Genomic DNA, 16,935 nt, shown 5'->3' on the forward strand with positions numbered 1-16,935 from the left:
ATCCGTATTTATCGGGTACGCGTCAGGACGGCAGCGCCGACGTCACCATGAACCCGCAGTCCCCGAACGAGATCTCGTCCCCCGACTTCACCCGGGCCGGCCCGACCAGCCGCCACCCGTTGAGCCTGGTGCCGTTGAGCGAGCCGAGATCGACCAGCATCCACCCGCCGTCGCCCTCGCGCCGCAGCTCGGCGTGCACGCGCGACACCGTCAGGTCCGACAGCACCAGGTCGCAGGCGGACCCGCGGCCCACCACGTAACGCAGCCGGTCGTCGTCGGGCAGGGCCAGCCGGGGCAGCCGCGGACGCCGCCACGCGGACTGCACCCTGGTGGTGAACTCCGACACCGACGACACCGCGTCGGTCAGCCGCTGCCGGAACGTCTGCCGTCGCGGCAGGTCGGCCACCAGTTCGTCGAGCTCGTGCCGGCTGCGGGCGCGCAAGGCCTGGTCCACGCGGCCGACGAAGGTGTCGTGGGAGATCCGGCCCTCTACGGCGCGATCTCTGAGCTCGTCGATCGCACGGTCACGTTCCCCATCTGAGGCGCGAAAGGGCGGATGCGTGGAGCTCATGTAGCGAGTATCGGCCCGAACCTCGCTCCGTGTCCAGAAAAGGCGGATCAGTTGCCATAAGCATACTGAGTATGCATACTCAGTATCCATGTCGATCAGACACGGACTGCTCGCGTTGCTGAGCAGCGGACCGCGTTACGGCTATCAGCTACGGGTGGAATTCGAGGCGTCGACGGGGGCGACCTGGCCGCTGAACATCGGCCAGGTCTACACGACGCTTTCCCGCCTGGAGCGAGACGGCCTTGTCGCGCCCGATGGGGAGGACGATCAGGGCCGCGCGGTCTACACGATCACCGAGGCCGGTCGGGAGGAGCTGGGGCGATGGTTCAGCACCCCCGTCGCCCAGACCGACCGGCCTCGGGACGAGCTGGCCATCAAGATCGCGATGGCGGTGGCGGGCGGCGTGGACGTCGCCCGGGTGATCCAGACCCAGCGCGCGGCCACCATGCGCGCCCTTCAGGAGCTGACCAGGACCAAACGGGCCGCCTCCGGCGAGCTGGCCCACCGGCTGGTCCTCGATTCGTTGATCTTCAAGGCCGAGGCGGAACAGCGCTGGCTGGACCACTGCGAGGCCGTTTCCAAGGAGAAGAACTCATGACAGTGGTGGAGTTGCGGGAGGTCACCCGCGAACACGGCCAGGTGCACGCGCTGCGCGGCGTGAGCCTGCGGGTCGCGGCGGGTGAGCTGGTCGCGGTCATGGGACCGTCGGGCTCGGGCAAGTCCACGCTGCTCAACCTGGCGGGCGGGCTCGACCGGCCCACGTCGGGCAGCGTGACGATCGGGGACACCGACCTCGCCGGCGTCAAGGACCTGGCCGCGCTCAGGCGCACCAGCGTCGGATACGTCTTCCAGGACCTCAACCTGATCCCGTCCCTGACGGCCGCCGAGAACGTGATGCTGCCCAGGGAGCTCGACGGCGTACGCGCCGGCCGGGCGCGCTCCGAGGCGCTGGCCGTCCTGGCGGAGGTCGGCGTCGAGGACATCGCCGGCCGCTTCCCCGAGGAGCTGTCAGGCGGCCAGCGCCAGCGGGTGGCCATCGCCAGGGCCCTGGTCGGCGAGCGGCGGCTGCTGCTCGCCGACGAGCCGACCGGCGCCCTCGACACGGTCACCGGCGACGAGATCCTGCAGTTGCTGCGCACCCGCTGCGACGCCGGAGTGGCCGTGCTGCTCGTCACCCACGAGCCGCGCTACGCGGGCTGGGCCGACCGGGTGGTCTACCTGCGCGACGGCCGGATCGCCGACTCGGGCGACGTGCGCCTGGAGAGCGCCAGATGAGCGCGCTGGGCGCCGCGCTGCGCATCTCCCGCAGGGACAGCCTGCGCTTCAAGGGCCGCAGCGCGCTGATCATGGTCATGATCGGCCTGCCCGTCCTGGTGATCACGGCCGTGCTCACGCTGAGCGCCAGCACCGACCTGACGGTACGCGAGCAACTGCCCGGGCGCCTGGGCTCGGTGGCCGACGCGGCCGTCATGCCGCACGCGAAAGGGCTCCGGGTGCAGCAGGACCCCGCGGGCAGGTTCGGGAACCAGCGCGACACCAAGGGCACGGAGCAGCCGGCCCCGTGGACGGCGGCCGAGGTCGTGCGGCTGACCGGCGGCCGGCTCATCCCGTTCTACGACTACTCCGTCGAGGCCCTGCTCCCGGACGGCTTCGACGCGGTGGACCTGATGGAGATCGACCTGCGCGACCCGCTCGGCAGAGGCGTCAGGACGCTGGTCGAGGGCAGGTTCCCGGCCACGCCGCAGGAGATCGCGGTCACTCCCGCACTGCTCGACCAGGGCGTGCGCCTCGGCGGCGAGCTGAAGACGACCCTGCGCGCCGTGCCGAAGCGCGTGGTGGGCGTCGTCGAGCACCCCGACAGGCCGGGCATCAGCGAGGTGGTGGGCCTGTACGGCTCGGTGCTGGCGACCAAGGCCGACCCCCAGGGCAGCGGCTGGCTCCTCGACTCCGCGGCCCCGGTCACCTGGGACGACGTGCGCCGGCTCAACCAGGCGGGACTCCGCGTGGCCTCCCGCGCCGTCATCGAGAGCCCGCGAGCCGGCACGTACGGGTACGGCGCCCCCACCACCGGCCAGTGGCGCTGGACGGCCATCGGCGTGTTGCTCGTCGTCACCGAGACGGCCCTGCTGGCAGGCCCCGCGTTCGCCGTCGGGCTGCGGCGGCGCAGGCGTGAGCTGGCCATGATCTCCGCGCAGGGCGGCTCGCCACGCCACCTCCGCGCGATCGTGCTGGCCGACGGCCTCGTCCTCGGCGGCATCGCGGCCCTGCTCGGCGCCGCGCTGGGCATCGGCGCCGGCCTGGCGGTGGAGTCGGCCCTGGCGCGGGCGCTGGACTGGACGAGCAGCCTGGACGTGCCCTGGCCGGAGGTGCTCGGCGTTGCCGGGCTGGGCCTGCTCAGCGCGCTGGTGGCGGCCGTGGTGCCGGCGATCCAGGCGGCCGGGCAGAGCCCGGCCCGGGTGCTCGCCGGGCGCCCCGACGAGGTGCGCGACCGCGCCGGCCGCCCGGTGCTGGGCATCGTGCTGGTGCTGCTCGGGGTGGGCGCGACGCTCACGGTCGCGGTCAGGAGCGAGCTGGCCGTCGTGGCGGCGTCCACGGTGACGCTGTTCGGGCTGATCGTGCTGACGCCGTGGCTGGTCAGCCGCACCGCCCGCCCGGCCGCTCGCCTGCCCTTGCCGGCCCGCCTGTCCGTCCGCGACGGAGCCCGTCACCGGGTCCGCACGGCCTCCGCGGTGGCGGCCGTCATGGCGGCCACGATGGTCGCGATCACCGTCGGCATCGCCTACAACAGCGTGTTCGCCGACCGCGCCCGTACCTTTCGGAGCGCCGCCCCCGACGGCACCCTGGACGTCCACGTCGCCGACGCCGACGACCGGACCTGGTCGAAGGTCCGCGCCAAGGCCCAGGAGCAGTTGCCGGGGGTGAGCCTGATCACCGCTCAGGAGGCCGTCGACGGCCAGGGCAAGAGCCTGGTGACGACGGCCACGCGGGCCGTGAACTGCCCACCGGCCCCATGCACGCCCTTCTACTACTACGACCTGCCGATCGGTGACGACCGGTTGCTCGCGCTGTTCCAGGGCCGGCGTGACCCGCAGGCCGCGGCCGCTCTCGCGGCGGGCAAGGCCGTGGTGTTCGATCCGCGGCTGATCGAGGACGGCATGGTCAGGGTGGGGCTGCAGAGGAACGACGGTGGGGAGGCCCGCCCCGGCGGGCCGATCCGGATACCGGCGGTGGCGGCCAGGGGTGTCCACGACAGGCAGGGCGGCGCCGTGCTGCCCGCCTCGGCCCTGACGGCGGCCGGGCTCAAGCTGGCCGAGCGGCGGCTCTACGCCATGACGATCCCGGACGACGTGCTGCGCCTCCAGCGCGCACTGCAGTATGCGTCGCGCGGCACGTTTGTCCAGCTCCACGAGGACGGCATTGAGCAGCGGCGCACCCTTCTGCTGACGGGGGTCCTGGCCGGAGCACTGATCCTCGTCCTCGGCGGCACGTTCGCCGCCACCGGGCTCGCCGTCGCGGACATGCGCCGGGATCTCGACACCCTGTCGGCGGTGGGCGGCCGGCCGCTCACCCGCAGGCTGGTGGTGGCGGCCCAGGCCGCCTACATCGCGGGGCTCGGCACGGTGACGGGCCTGGCCGGAGGCGTGGTCGCGGGGTCCGCCCTGGCCCAGCCCATGAAGGAGGCGTCGTTGGACGCCACGGTCACCGTGCCGTGGTCGTTCCTGGCCGCGATCGTGCTGGGCCTGCCCCTGCTGGCGGCCCTGCTCGCGGGGCTGTTCACGCGGACGCGTCTCGTTCTGGCGCGCCGGGTGGCGTGAGGCGGTACCTCAGCGTCATCAGCACCGAGGCGAAGATGATCAGCGCGGGGATCGTGGTCTGCCCGATGAGGACCGCGGTCACCGCGCTGTCCGGCTGCTCGACCGGCCTGCTCGGCTCGGATTCGATGAAGCCGCCCAGCGACAGGATGACCCCGAAGATCAGCGCGCCGAACGAGCTGACCCCGCTCTCGATGGCCGTCCACAGCCCGGTCAGCACGCCGGCCCGCCGCTTGCCCGTCTTGGCCGCGTCCACCGCGATCACGTCGGCCAGCATCGAGAACAGCAGGAGCTGAACGCCCGCGATGCCCACGCCGACCAGCAGGATCGTCACGTGGGCGTAGACGGCGCCGAAGACCGGGGTGGCCATGGCCGCCGCGGTGCCGCCCCCGAACAGCAGGGCGGCCAGCATCATCGCGCCGCGTTTGTCGAACCGCTTGGACAGCCGCACCCACAGCGGCATCGTCAGCAGCATCGGCCCGACCAGCGCGGCGAACAGCGTCTGCGTGGCTCTGGGCGTGCCGATCGTGTAGGCGGCGAAGTACGGCGCCGCGGCCAGCATCATGCTGACCGCCAGCATCTGCGTGCAGGCCAGCGCGGTGATCCAGATGAACGCCGAGTTCCCCTTGATCGCGGCGAACTGCTCGCGCCACCCACCCCGGTCGGGCTCGGGGGCGCCGGTCATCGGGGCGCGGGCGGTGCCGAAGAACGAGCCGAGCATGGAGACCAGCAGGATGACCGCGATCGTCGCCGCCATCAGCCGGTAGCTGCCGAGCGTGCCGTCCTCGCCCTGGCTGGTGACGATGGCCGGCGCGAGCACGCCGCTGATCGCGGTGGCCGCGCCGATGAAGATCATCCGCCACTGCAGCAACGACGTGCGCTCGTGGTAGTCATGGGTCATCTCGCCCGGCATCGCCTTGTACGGCACCTCGAACAGCGCGTACGCGGTCGCCGTGGCCATGAAGCAGAGCCCCACGTAAAGCGCCGCGGGCACCCCCGTCAGCGGCGGCCCCGCGAACACCAGGAAGAACGCGATCGGCAACGTGCAGGCCCCGGCCAGCAGCCATGGCCGCCGTGGTCCGAGGCGCGAGCGGGTCCGGTCCGACCAGCGCCCGACCAGGGGGTTGATGATCAGGTCCCAGATCTTCGGCGCGGTCACCACGACTCCGGCCAGCCACGCGGGCACGGCCAGGAAGTTGGTCATGTAGTACAGCAGGAGCAGCCCGGGCACGGCACTGACCGTCGCCGTGCAGAACGAGCCCACGCCGTAGCCGACGCGCACGCTTCTCGGGACCGTGGTCGGGGTCACCGCCGGTGCGATCATGCCCCTCATTGAAGCCGAGCGAGGGCTTGTTCGGTAGGGCCCACTTTCGCGGGCCCACCGTTACGGAGGTCGCGTCAGTCGCTCACGTCGGCGCACACCACGTGAGCACCGATCTCGATCATCCGTTGCTCGCTGCGCGTGTCGGCGACCCTGGCCATGAGGATCGGCGCACCGGAGGCCGCGAACTGCGGCAGCCGGGCGCGTACCAGCCGGTGCAGGTCGCGTACGACGTCCTCGGCCGCCGACATGTGCACCTTCACGTGCAGCATGATCCCCGGCGCCCCGGAAGCCGTGCGGGCCTCGGAGATCCAGACATGGTGCACGAGCGGGAAGTCCATGAGCAGGTACGAGATCGCCTGCCGCAGCGCGGGCAGGATCGGATGCGTGCACCGCCGGTATCCGGGGTCCACCTGCTGCATGGGCCCCGACAGGTGCGGCCGGGGCGCGGGCACCCACGGCAGCGAGGGCGCCTCCGGACTCGGTGGGGCCACCTGGGCCAGCGCGGCACCGCGCGACACGGTGGCCATGGCGCCCGTCGCGTAGGCGGCCGGCACCGCCCCTGACAGAACAGGCGTCGGCCCCGTGCGCGTCGTGGTGATGAAGCGCTGGAGATCGCCGATCGGCACAGCCGCAGCGGCTGGTCCGGCCGCGTCGATCACGATCTCCCGCACTCCGGTGACGCGCTGGATGTCCAGGATGGTGTCGGCGTCGCACGCCGATAGGGAATGACTGCCGCGGTGCCTGGCATAGGTGGCAGGACTGGTGTACCCGAGCAGAACCCGGTCACCAGCCTGCGTCGTCCCCAGGACGACGGAACGGTCGGTTCTCACCGCCACCAGGACTCCACCGTCGGCGAGAGCGCCCAGCAGGCGATGCGGAGCGCCATGCTGAGCGAGCACGTCGGCAAGCGCAGGATTCCCGATGCTCATATGACGAACCATAGGTAGTCGGCCACGGCTTATCAGGCTAATGGCGAATAAATCTCCCGATCAAGACAAAGATGCGTACGACCTGAATGAGTTTCGGAGCCGTGGGGTACGGGAGACCCGTCTCACATCGTGGGTCTCTCGTGAACGCGTTCACAAGCGGCGGATAGACTCTGTGGGACCGCCGGGGGGATTCGTGGACGTGTCCCCCCAAGAGCCCGCCGTGCCCTAAGGATCCACACCAGTGAACAAGCCCGTCGTTCTGGTCGCAGAGGAGCTGTCCGAGGCTGGCCTCGCCGTACTCGGCGCTGATTTCGAGGTCCGCCACACCGACGGCGCCGACCGTTCCAAGTTCCTGCCCGCTCTCGCCGACGTGGACGCGCTGATCGTGCGCTCCGCCACGCAGGTCGACGCCGAGGCCATCGCCGCCGCGCCCAAGCTGCGCGTGGTCGCCCGCGCCGGTGTCGGCCTCGACAACGTCGACGTCGAGGCGGCCACCAAGGCCGGTGTCATGGTCGTCAACGCGCCGACCTCCAACATCACCAGCGCCGCCGAGCAGACCGTCGCCCTCATCCTGGCCAGCGCCCGCAACACGGCCCAGGCCCACTCCGCGCTGAAGAACGGGGAGTGGAAGCGCTCGAAGTACACCGGCGTCGAGCTCGACGAGAAGACCGTCGCCATCCTCGGCCTGGGCAAGATCGGGCAGCTCGTGGCCCAGCGGCTGCAGCCGTTCGGGGTCGAGCTGATCGCGTACGACCCCTACCTGCCGCCGGCTCGCGCCGCGCAGATGGGCGTCAAGTTGCTCAGCCTCGAAGAGGTGCTCAAGCAGGCCGACTTCATCACCGTGCATCTGCCCAAGTCCAAGGAGACGCTGGGGCTCATCGGTGACAAGGAGCTGCACCAGGTCAAGCCGAGCGTCCGCATCATCAACGTGGCCCGCGGCGGCATCGTGGACGAGGGCGCCCTCTACTCGGCGATCAAGGAGGGGCGGGTCGCGGGAGCCGGCCTGGACGTGTTCGCCAAGGAGCCGTGCACCGACAGCCCGCTGTTCGAGCTCGACCAGGTCGTCGTCACCCCGCACCTCGGCGCCTCCACGCACGAGGCCCAGGAGAAGGCCGGCACCCAGGTCGCGCGGAGCGTGAAGCTGGCGCTCGCCGGTGAGTTCGTGCCGGACGCCGTCAACGTCCAGGGCGGCTCGGTGGCCGAGGACGTCAAGCCGGGCCTGCCGCTGGCCGAGAAGCTGGGCCGGGTGTTCACCGCGCTGGCCGGCGAGGTCGCCACCAAGCTCGACGTCGAGGTACGCGGCGAGATCGCCGCCCAGGACGTGCGCGTGATCGAGCTGGCCGCGCTCAAAGGCGTGTTCGCCGACGTGGTCGAGGAGCAGGTCACCTACGTCAACGCCCCGCTGCTGGCCAAGGACCGCGGCATCACCGTCGAGCTGATCACCAGCTCGGAGAGCCCCGACTGGCGCAACGTGGTGACCGTGCGCGGCGTGCTCGCCGACGGCCGTACGGTCTCGGTCTCGGGCACGCTGTCCGGGCCCCGCCAGATCACGAAGATCGTCGAGGTCAACGGCTACGAGATGGAGATCGAGCCGACGGCTCACCTCTGCTTCTTCACCTACGCCGACCGTCCCGGCATCGTCGGCGTGGTCGGCCGCCTCCTCGGCGAGCACCGCATCAACATCGCCTCGATGCAGGTGGCCCGTGACACCAAGGGCGGCAAGGCGCTCATCGCGCTGACCGTCGACTCCGCGATCCCGGCCGAGGTGGTCGAGCAGATCGCGGCGGAGATCGGCGCCGAGAGCGGCCGCACGGTCGACCTGGAGGACTGACCTCTCCTCGCGGCATCGCGACAAGGGGGCCGTCACCGGAAAGGGTGGCGGCCCCTTCGCGTCTCACCATGCGAGATACTAGGACATCCAACGAGATGCCTCAGGTACTGTTATCGGTAATGCGCCAGGTTCTCGTACTTATTACCTGCCGCGGCGGGGCCTGTTAGGGCAGGTCGACGACTCGCCGCGGTGTGCGGCGTCGCGTCGGCCGTCAAGTCCCTTCGTCCGGTCCGTGACCCGGACCACGAGATCAGGCCCGGTCGGATTCGCGACCGGAGTCCGGCTTCCCACTGAGACACGCCCGCGAAATGAGATGAGTCACATGTACGAGATGTATGCCTGGAACCGTGCCGAAGACCAGCAGGACGAGGCCGCCGAGGCCGTGCAGATCGCGCTGGACCGCCGCGACAACGGCGGCGCCCCGCAGAACTCCGGCCGGTAGCCCTTCAGGGCTCCAGCCGACAGTCCTTCAGAACTCCAGCCGGTAGAAGGCGGCCGACCGCCTCATCCCCGGCAGGGCCTTGACGATCCAGGCCGAGACGCGGTGGGTCTTCGACAGGTCCTCGAACCCGTCGATCTCGAACGCGCTCACCGCCGACACGCACCGCAGCCTCGGATGGATCGCCTCCAGAACGGCCGGGCCGTCGATGCCCCAGTGGACCGCGGCCCCGGCGTTCTGGACGGGCTTGTTGAGCTTCTGCAGCCGCAGGCCGAGCCGGCTCAGGGCGTCGAAGATCAACTGGCCGCCGGGGAAGCGCTCCACGATCGCCCGCAGGAGCTCCGGCCCTCCGGCCGGATCGAGGTAGTAGAGCAGGCCCTCGGCCACGACCAGCACCGGAGCGTCGCGGGGGACCTGCTCCAGCCAGGCCAGCTCGGTGGCCGACGAGCCGATCATGGTGTAACCGGGCCGCTCGGGGAACAGCCGCTCGCGCAGCTCGATGACCTCGGGATAGTCGAGGTCGTACCAGCGGACCGAGGGCGGCGGGTCCATCCGGAAGACGCGCGTGTCGAGACCGCAGCCCGGCTGCAGCACGATGGCCTCCGGATGCCGGGCCAGGAACTCGCCCGCCCACCTGTCCATGAACCGGGCCCTGAGGGCGACGGCCTCGGCGGTGCTGGGGGTGATGCCCGTCTTGGTGAAGTCGTGGTCGATCCGGCCGATCACTTCGTCGGCCATCCGGTCGCCCAGGATCGGGTTGGGGGAGCGCGCGTCGAGCGCCTTGCCGTACAGGGTGGCGAGGAGGGTCGCCTTCTCCTCGGTCAGATGCACCTTCTCGGGTGACATGCCTCCCACGGTACGTCCGTGACTGAGGTTACGGACACCTCTCCTCGCGGACACGGAGAGTACTGATAGCGTCGCGCTGCGTATCCGTTCGCTGAGGAGGTCCCCCATGCACGCTTCCCTGACCGCGATCCGTCGCGTCGCCGCCGTGGCCCTGCCCGCCGTGGCCGCCGCGGCCCTGCTCGCCGCGCCCGCCCACGCGCAGGCGGGAGAGCTGAGTATCACGAAGTACCACCAGGGCGCGGCGCAGCGCTGGTTCCTGACCTGTGACCCGGACGACGGCAGCCACCCCGACCCGGGCGCCGCCTGCGACATGCTCCGCAGGAGCGGCGGTGATCTGGAGCGGCTCAGGTTCCGCCCGGACGTGGCCTGCCCGCGCATCTACGACCCGGTCCACGTCAAGATCCGCGGTGTGTTCTACGGCGAGCCGAAGAACTTCGAGGAGACCTACCCGAACCCGTGCTTCGCGGACAACCTGGCCGCCCCGATCGTGCCCTGATCGCCCGGCGCGACCGGCGAGCGGCCCCGCGCCAGGCGGGGCCGCTCGCGGCTTTCTCGGAGCGGTGTTCTCAGTGCGGTGTTCTCAGTGCGGTGTTCTCGGGGCGGTGCTCTCAGGGTGGTGTTCCCGGAGCGGTGTTCTGAGGGTGGTGTTCTGGGGGTGTGTTCTCATCTGGGGGGTGTGTTCTCAGAGGGTGGCGGTGGGCATGTCCGGAGCCGGGGCCCGGCGTTTCTCCAGCACCTTGGACCAGCGGCGCACACCCGCGGGGTCGGGCCGGACCGCCCCCACGAAGGCGTCCCTGCGCCAGCTCGAAAGCTTCTCCTCCTTGACCACGTCACCGCTGCGCGGCGCGTGCACCATGAACCCGGGCTTGGAGATCATCCCCACGTGTCCCAGGTTGCTGAAGAAGACGAGGTCGCCGGGCTTGAGGTTCTCCCAGCCGATCTTCCGGGAGAACGCCCCGTACTGTTCGCGGGCGGTGCGGGGCAGTTCGATCCCCGCCGACTCGTACGCCCGGAGCATGAGCCCCGAGCAGTCGTATCCCCGGTCGCTGGTGCCGCCCCAGACGTACGGGATGCCGCGTTTGGTCATCGCGTAGTGGAGAGCGGCCTTCCAGGGCGGCGTGGGGACGCGCTTGGCCTGGATGCGCCGGATCTCGGCGCCGGTCAGGGTGGTGACGTCTTTGTCGGGGGTCGCCTGTTTGTCAGGGGCCGCCTGTGCGGCTGGGCTGGCCAGGATGAGCCCGGCGACGCCCGCCGCCAGGCCGATGGCGATGCGAGACAGAACACTGTCCTTCCACGAGGCCGGCCGGGTTAGCTGACGGGCTCGGGCCTGGAAGACGGCCCTACGGCGGTTGCCGATTCGCCCCAGGGGAAAGTGGGTCCCCGGCTCCACGCAAGGGCTGCGTGGATTAGGCCCGATGGACTCTAACGAAACGGTCAAAAGGTCGCAATAGGGACAAAACCGGGCGTCCGAAAAATGAGATGGTGTGTTCGTCAGTCGAGACGAGCCGGTAAGGTACCGCCCATGGAGTCGCGTAACATCCGCCTGGCCGTCATCCCTGGGGATGGCATCGGCACCGAGGTCGTAGCCGAAGGACTCAAGGTCCTGGAAGCGGTCGGCACGAAGATCGAGCCCACGCACTATGACCTGGGCGCCGCCCGCTATCACCGTACCGGGGAGACGCTGCCCGACGCGGTGCTCGAGGAGTTGCGCGGCTTCGACGCGATCCTGCTGGGCGCCGTCGGCGACCCGAGCGTGCCGCCCGGCATCCTGGAGCGCGACCTGCTGCTCCGCCTCCGGTTCGAGTTCGACCACTACGTCAACCTGCGGCCGGTCAAGCTGTTCCCCGGCGTCGAGACCCCGCTGGCCGACACGCCGCCCGAGGACATCGACATGATCGTCGTCCGCGAGGGCACCGAGGGCCTCTACGCGGGCACCGGTGGCGCCATGCGGCGCGGCACGCCGTACGAGATCGCCACCCAGGAGTCGCTCAACACCGCCTACGGCGTCGAGCGCGTGGTGCGTTACGCGTTCGAGAAGGCCAAGTCGCGCCCGCGCAAGAAGCTGACCCTCGTCCACAAGACGAACGTCCTCGCCTACGCCGGCGACCTGTGGCAGCGCACGGTCAACCGCGTGGCCGAGGAATACCCCGAGGTCACGACCGACTACAGCCACATCGACGCGGCCTCGATGTTCTTCGTCAGCCAGCCTGAGCGCTTCGACGTGGTCGTCACCGACAACCTGTTCGGCGACATCATCACCGACCTCGGGGCGGCCATCGCCGGCGGCATCGGCCTGGCGGCCAGCGGCAACATCAACCCCGAGCGGACCACGCCGAGCATGTTCGAGCCGGTCCACGGCAGCGCGCCCGACATCGCGGGCCAGGGCAAGGCCGACCCCACCGCGACCATCCTGTCCGTCGCCATGCTCCTCGACCACCTCGGCCTGCACGCCGAGTCGGCCAAGGTGGAGCAGGCGGTCGCCGACGACCTCGTGGAGCGCCTGACCGGCTGGGCCGGTCGCACCACCCACGAGATCGGCGACGACATCACCGCGCGAGTATCCGGCTAGGGCCGCCTAGCTCCGAACGCGCCTGGCGGTCCGACGAGGACTGCCAGGCGCTTTTTCGCGTCCAAAAGGACCAACCACCCCATCGGCCACTTGCCATCCCATATAGCGAGACAATAGGAAGTACGGGACTGCCTCCCGGGCACGACTGCTCCGCGCAGCAGATCCGCGGACAGTGGGCAGGTTCCGGTAGATTTCGGTAGATCGCAGAGAGAAGGACCGCCGTCATGACCATCGCTCAGAAGCTCAGCTTCGACGTGCAGCTATCCGACCACGCTCGCACCGCGGCCGAGCGGGAGCAGGTACTGGCGAACCCCGGCTTCGGGCAGACCTTCACGGATCACATGATCTCGGTCGACTACACCGAAGGTCAGGGCTGGCACGACGCCAGGCTGATGCCGTACGGGCCGCTCTCGCTGGACCCGGCGACCTCGGTCTTCCACTACGCGCAGGAGCTGTTCGAGGGCCTGAAGGCCTACCGCCAGACGAGCGGCTCGATCGTGACGTTCCGCCCGTACGCGAACGCCGGCCGCTTCAACCGCTCGGCCCAGCGCATGGCCATGCCGGAGCTGCCCGAGGAGACGTTCGTCGACTCGCTCGAGCTCCTCGTCGAGACCGACAAGGACTGGGTGCCCACGACTGAGGGCCACAGCCTCTACCTGCGCCCTTTCATGATCGCCACCCAGGCGGGGCTGGGGGTCAACTACCCGTCCAGGACGTACAAGTACATGGTCATCGCCTCCCCGGCGGCCTCGTACTTCACCGGTGGCATCAAGCCGGTCTCGGTCTGGCTGTCCACCGAGTACACCCGGGCGGCCCCCGGCGGCACCGGCTTCGCCAAGTGCGGCGGCAACTACGCCGCGGCGTTCGTCGCGCAGCGCCAGGCCGTGGAGAACGGCTGTGACCAGGTGGTCTGGCTCGACGCGGGTGAGCACAAGTACGTCGAGGAGATGGGCGGGATGAACCTGTTCTTCGTCTTCGGCAACAAGCTCGTCACCCCCGAGCTGACCGGCACGCTGCTGCCCGGCATCACCAGGGAGTCGATCCTGGAGCTGGCCGGCGACCTGGGCCTGGAGACCGAGGAGCGCCTCGTCTCGGTCGATGAGTGGCAGTCGGCGAGCGAGGCGGGCGAGCTGACGGAGGTCTTCGCGTGCGGCACGGCGGCCGTGGTGACGCCGGTGGGCACGGTCAAGGGCGCCGACCGCTCCTGGACCGTCGCCGACGGCACCCCCGGCCCGGTGACGATGCGGGTGCGCGAGGAACTGGTGGGCATCCAGTACGGCGCCCGCCCCGACGCCCACAACTGGATCCACAAGATCGTCTGATCCGGCCGAACCCTCGGGCCCGCTCCCGAGGGTTCACCACCATTCCCCGGGCTCCAGGGAGGTTCCCCACGGCGCGGGCAGAAACAACGGCTCACACCCGGCCGCCACCGTTTCCCGGCCATATTCGCGGGGGCCGGGTTCGCTGAAGAGTTTCACCGCGTTCCGAAAGGGATCGACCACCAGATAAAGCGGCACCCCGGCCGGCGCGTAACCGCCCGGCTTGACGTGGTAATCGTCATAGCTGCTGCCCGCGGAAACGACGTCCACGAGCAGCAGCGTCGAATCCCCTTGAACGGCGTGATCCAGGTGCATCCGCGGCGTCCCCGGCACCACGGCCAGGTCGGGAACGTAACGATCGGCCTGTTTTCCCAGGTAGACCGTGATATTGGGCCAGATCTCCCAGCCCCGCTCCACCACCGTGCCGATGAGCCGGCACCAGATCCGGAAAAGAAGCGTGTTGTGCTGCCAGGTGCCGGACTCATTCACCAGGAGCCGGCCCCGCGTGGTCTCCACCCGATATTCGGGAAGCAAATCGCGCACCAGGCGGAATCGCTCTTCGAGTGGCGCGGCCATGCCACCGTCCTCACGTCGTCGGAGTGACCGAGCGTAGAAGCGGAAGGGGGCGTGATCACAGGGTGTGCGGTCGAATGATGCGCTGCCGATATCGGCCCGCGGCCGCCCATGTCTCCGGCGCCGGTCCGTGGTCAGGTGGATCCGGTCGCTCCGCCGGCATCGGCGCCGGGCCGGGCGAGGAGGTATGCCGTCATACGGCCGTTGTTTCGGTTTCGGGTAAGGTCTGCGCGATCAATGAGGTGAGAGTGGGCTGATGAAGAAGCGGTTGTTGGCGGTCGCGCTGGCGTGCGTGGCGATCGCCGTGCTCGGGGTGCTGGCGTTCTCCGAGCCGGGCGTGTCGTCCGAGGGAGTGCGGCTGGCCCGTCAGACGGACGGCTCGATGGTGCTGGCCGACCGGGGGAGCGACGCTCCCGTGCTGGACGTGTACGAGGACTTCGACTGTCCCATCTGCAAGGACATGCACGCCAAGGTCGACGCCACGATCCAGCGCCTGGCCAGGGAGGGCAGGGTCAAGGTCGTCTTCCACACCGTGACGATCTTCCGGGACGAGCCCATGCGCTCCAACTCCGTCCGCGCCGCCGCGGCCGCCCGCTGCGTGCCGGAGGCGAACTGGCTGGCCTTCCGGGACGAGGTGTACGCCATGCAGCCCGCGCCGCACGGCACCGCCTCGGGGTTCACCGTCGAGGAGCTGGTCCAGGCGGCCAGGAAGGCCGGTGCCGCGGTGGACGAGTGCGTCACGTCGCAGTCGTACGCGAAGGCGCACCTGGAGGAGACGGCCAAGGTGCCGCTCGAGGGCACGCCGACCGTGCTGCTCGACGGGCAGATGCTCGGCAACGAGGCGTTCGACCCGCGGGCGCTCGAGAGCATCATCACGGGAGGCGACGGCGTGGCGGTTTAGGAGGCCGGGTAGAAGGCCAGGTGCAGGGCTTGGGGCAAGGGCCGGTGTCCACGGGATGAGACCGGTGTGCCAGCTGGTGAATCCTTGTGGCAGACTGGGCGACATCATGTTCTACAGTCTGCTCATTATCGGCAGGCGCGCTGGCTGACAAGGGACACCGCCAGCGCGCAGACCTCTCACGTCCGTGAGGGGTCTTTTTGTTTTCCCGAACTCGACAACCTTCTTCCAGAGAAGAGAAATCCATGGCCGACGACCGCTTCCACGTATACGACACGACGCTGCGTGACGGAGCACAGCAAGAGGGGCTCAACCTCTCCGTCACGGACAAGCTCGCTGTCGCACGCCACCTGGACGGCCTGGGCGTCGGTTTCATCGAAGGGGGCTGGCCGGGCGCCAACCCCAAGGACACAGAGTTCTTCAGGCGCGCTCGAACAGAGCTCGACCTGAAGCACGCGCAACTAGCCGCGTTCGGCGCGACCCGCCGGGCCGGTGTGAAGGCAGCCGACGACCCATTGGTGGCCGCTTTGCGCGAATCCGGCGCGCCGGTCGTGACCCTTGTCGCCAAGAGTCACGACCGGCACGTGGAGCTGGCCCTCCGCACGACTCTCCAGGAGAACCTCGCGATGATCCGCGATACGGTCTCTCATCTTCGTGCGGGGGGACAGCGGGTCTTCCTCGACGCCGAGCACTTCTTCGACGGTTACAAGTCCAACCCAGCCTACGCGCTCGAGGTTCTCAGGACCGCGGCGGAGGCCGGGGCCGACGTCATCGCCCTGTGCGACACGAACGGCGGCATGCTCCCCGACGAGCTGGCCGAGATCGTCCAGGACGCCGTACGCACCAGCGCCCGCGTCGGCATCCACTGCCACGACGACACGGGCTGCGCCGTGGCCAACACGCTGGCGGCGGTCAAGGCCGGGGCCACGCACGTCCAGGGCTGCGCCAACGGCTACGGCGAGCGCTCGGGCAACGCCAACCTCTTCACCGTCGTGGCGAACCTGCAGCTCAAGCGGGGCTTCGACCTCGTGCCCCGCGAAGCGCTCGCCGACATGACCCGCATCGCGCACGCGATCACCGAGGTCACCAACGTCACCCCCAACTCCCACGCGCCCTACGTCGGCATGTCCGCCTTCGCCCACAAGGCCGGCCTGCACGCCAGCGCCATCAAGGTCGACCCCAACCTCTACCAGCACATCGACCCGGCGCAGGTGGGCAACGACATGCGCATGCTGGTCTCCGACATGGCCGGCCGCGCCTCGGTCGAGCTCAAGGGCCGCGAGCTGGGCTACGAGCTGACGCCCGAGCACACCAAGACGCTGGTGGAGCGGGTCAAGGACCTGGAGTCCAAGGGCTACACCTTCGAGGCCGCCGACGCCTCCTTCGAGCTGCTGCTGCGCGACACGGTGCACGGCGAGCGCAAGCGCCACTTCGAGGTCGAGTCCTGGCGGGTCATCGTCGAGCGGACCAAGGGCGGCGAGCTGGTCAGCGAGGCCACGGTCAAGCTGCACGCCAAGGGCGAGCGCATCGTGGCCACCGGCGAGGGCAACGGCCCCGTCAACGCCCTCGACCGGGCCGTGCGGCTGGCGCTCGAACAGCTCTACCCGGAGCTGGCCAAGCTGGAGCTGGTCGACTACAAGGTCCGCATACTCGAGGGCACCCACGGCACCGACGCCATCACCCGGGTCCTCATCACCTCCAGCGACGACAACACGGAGTGGTCCACGGTCGGGGTCGCCGAGAACATCATCGACGCCTCCTGGCAGGCGCTGGAGCAGGCGGTGACGTACGGGCTGCTGCGCGCGGGCCGCGACTGCTGACGGA

At 69.9% G+C, this 16,935-nt stretch carries 15 protein-coding genes and 1 riboswitch; of the genes, 9 read left to right on the plus strand and 6 right to left on the minus strand.

The features are described 5' to 3' along the window. Positions 1-22 precede the first annotated feature (22 nt). On the minus strand, positions 23-571 hold the full coding sequence (locus AB0I15_RS00860; protein WP_358088024.1) for a DUF1707 and FHA domain-containing protein: 549 nt from the start codon (positions 569-571) through the stop codon (positions 23-25). Positions 572-659: 88 nt separating this feature from the next. Here AB0I15_RS00860 and AB0I15_RS00865 point away from each other — a divergent pair, with 88 nt between their 5' ends. The 3 genes from AB0I15_RS00865 to AB0I15_RS00875 are packed head-to-tail and all read left to right on the plus strand — an operon-like array spanning position 660 to position 4,386. Continuing rightward, positions 660-1,169 carry a PadR family transcriptional regulator gene (locus AB0I15_RS00865; protein WP_358088027.1) on the plus strand — a complete coding sequence of 170 codons (510 nt, stop codon included), beginning with the start codon at positions 660-662 and terminating at the stop codon, positions 1,167-1,169. After that, a complete protein-coding gene (locus AB0I15_RS00870; RefSeq protein WP_358088030.1) occupies positions 1,166-1,846 on the plus strand; it encodes an ABC transporter ATP-binding protein in 681 nt (226 codons plus the stop codon). The genes AB0I15_RS00865 and AB0I15_RS00870 overlap by 4 nt, the downstream gene beginning before the upstream one ends. Next, the gene (locus tag AB0I15_RS00875) at positions 1,843-4,386 is read left to right on the plus strand and encodes an FtsX-like permease family protein (protein ID WP_358088033.1); all 2,544 of its coding nucleotides are present in this window, start codon (positions 1,843-1,845) and stop codon (positions 4,384-4,386) included. Before AB0I15_RS00870 ends, AB0I15_RS00875 begins: the two co-directional genes overlap by 4 nt. Here AB0I15_RS00875 and AB0I15_RS00880 read toward each other — a convergent pair. After that, positions 4,346-5,707 (minus strand): MFS transporter, encoded by a 1,362-nt coding sequence (locus AB0I15_RS00880; RefSeq protein WP_358088035.1) that lies wholly within the window; start codon positions 5,705-5,707, stop codon positions 4,346-4,348. The genes AB0I15_RS00875 and AB0I15_RS00880 overlap by 41 nt on opposite strands. 74 nt (positions 5,708-5,781) lie before the next feature. Further along, complete coding sequence (locus AB0I15_RS00885) at positions 5,782-6,543, minus strand: hypothetical protein (protein WP_358088038.1); 762 nt, start codon at positions 6,541-6,543, stop codon at positions 5,782-5,784. A 334-nt stretch (positions 6,544-6,877) separates the two neighbouring features. Here AB0I15_RS00885 and serA point away from each other — a divergent pair, with 334 nt between their 5' ends. Next, on the plus strand, positions 6,878-8,467 hold the full coding sequence (serA, locus tag AB0I15_RS00890) for a phosphoglycerate dehydrogenase (protein WP_358088041.1): 1,590 nt from the start codon (positions 6,878-6,880) through the stop codon (positions 8,465-8,467). Positions 8,468-8,936: 469 nt separating this feature from the next. On the opposite strand, the gene AB0I15_RS00895 is transcribed toward serA, so the two are convergent. Beyond that, a complete protein-coding gene (locus AB0I15_RS00895) occupies positions 8,937-9,752 on the minus strand; it encodes a class I SAM-dependent methyltransferase (RefSeq protein WP_358088043.1) in 816 nt (271 codons plus the stop codon). 106 nt (positions 9,753-9,858) lie between these two features. On the opposite strand from AB0I15_RS00895, the gene AB0I15_RS00900 reads away from it, so the two are divergent. After that, on the plus strand, positions 9,859-10,248 hold the full coding sequence (locus AB0I15_RS00900) for an SSI family serine proteinase inhibitor (protein ID WP_358088045.1): 390 nt from the start codon (positions 9,859-9,861) through the stop codon (positions 10,246-10,248). A gap of 186 nt (positions 10,249-10,434) precedes the next feature. Here AB0I15_RS00900 and AB0I15_RS00905 read toward each other — a convergent pair whose 3' ends face one another. Further along, positions 10,435-10,839, minus strand: coding sequence for a C40 family peptidase (locus AB0I15_RS00905; protein WP_358088048.1), 405 nt, complete (start codon positions 10,837-10,839; stop codon positions 10,435-10,437). Positions 10,840-11,034: 195 nt separating this feature from the next. Next, positions 11,035-11,175: riboswitch (cyclic di-AMP (ydaO/yuaA leader) on the minus strand. 99 nt (positions 11,176-11,274) lie between these two features. Between AB0I15_RS00905 and AB0I15_RS00910 the strand changes: the two genes are divergently transcribed. Both AB0I15_RS00910 and AB0I15_RS00915 read left to right on the plus strand, forming a co-directional pair. Continuing rightward, on the plus strand, positions 11,275-12,321 hold the full coding sequence (locus tag AB0I15_RS00910) for a 3-isopropylmalate dehydrogenase (RefSeq protein ID WP_358088051.1): 1,047 nt from the start codon (positions 11,275-11,277) through the stop codon (positions 12,319-12,321). A gap of 224 nt (positions 12,322-12,545) precedes the next feature. Next, positions 12,546-13,643, plus strand: a complete 1,098-nt coding sequence (locus AB0I15_RS00915; RefSeq protein WP_358088054.1) for a branched-chain amino acid aminotransferase — start codon at positions 12,546-12,548, stop codon at positions 13,641-13,643. A gap of 33 nt (positions 13,644-13,676) precedes the next feature. Here the strand turns inward: AB0I15_RS00915 and AB0I15_RS00920 are convergent, their stop codons facing one another. Continuing rightward, positions 13,677-14,216 (minus strand): Uma2 family endonuclease, encoded by a 540-nt coding sequence (locus AB0I15_RS00920; RefSeq protein ID WP_358088057.1) that lies wholly within the window; start codon positions 14,214-14,216, stop codon positions 13,677-13,679. A 253-nt stretch (positions 14,217-14,469) separates the two neighbouring features. Between AB0I15_RS00920 and AB0I15_RS00925 the strand changes: the two genes are divergently transcribed. Next, positions 14,470-15,114, plus strand: coding sequence for a thioredoxin domain-containing protein (locus tag AB0I15_RS00925; protein WP_358088060.1), 645 nt, complete (start codon positions 14,470-14,472; stop codon positions 15,112-15,114). Positions 15,115-15,356: 242 nt separating this feature from the next. Continuing rightward, on the plus strand, positions 15,357-16,931 hold the full coding sequence (cimA, locus tag AB0I15_RS00930; RefSeq protein WP_358088063.1) for a citramalate synthase: 1,575 nt from the start codon (positions 15,357-15,359) through the stop codon (positions 16,929-16,931). Positions 16,932-16,935 lie beyond the last annotated feature (4 nt).

Source organism: Nonomuraea sp. NPDC050643, from assembly GCF_040654715.1.
Classification (GTDB): Bacteria; Actinomycetota; Actinomycetes; order Streptosporangiales; family Streptosporangiaceae; genus Nonomuraea.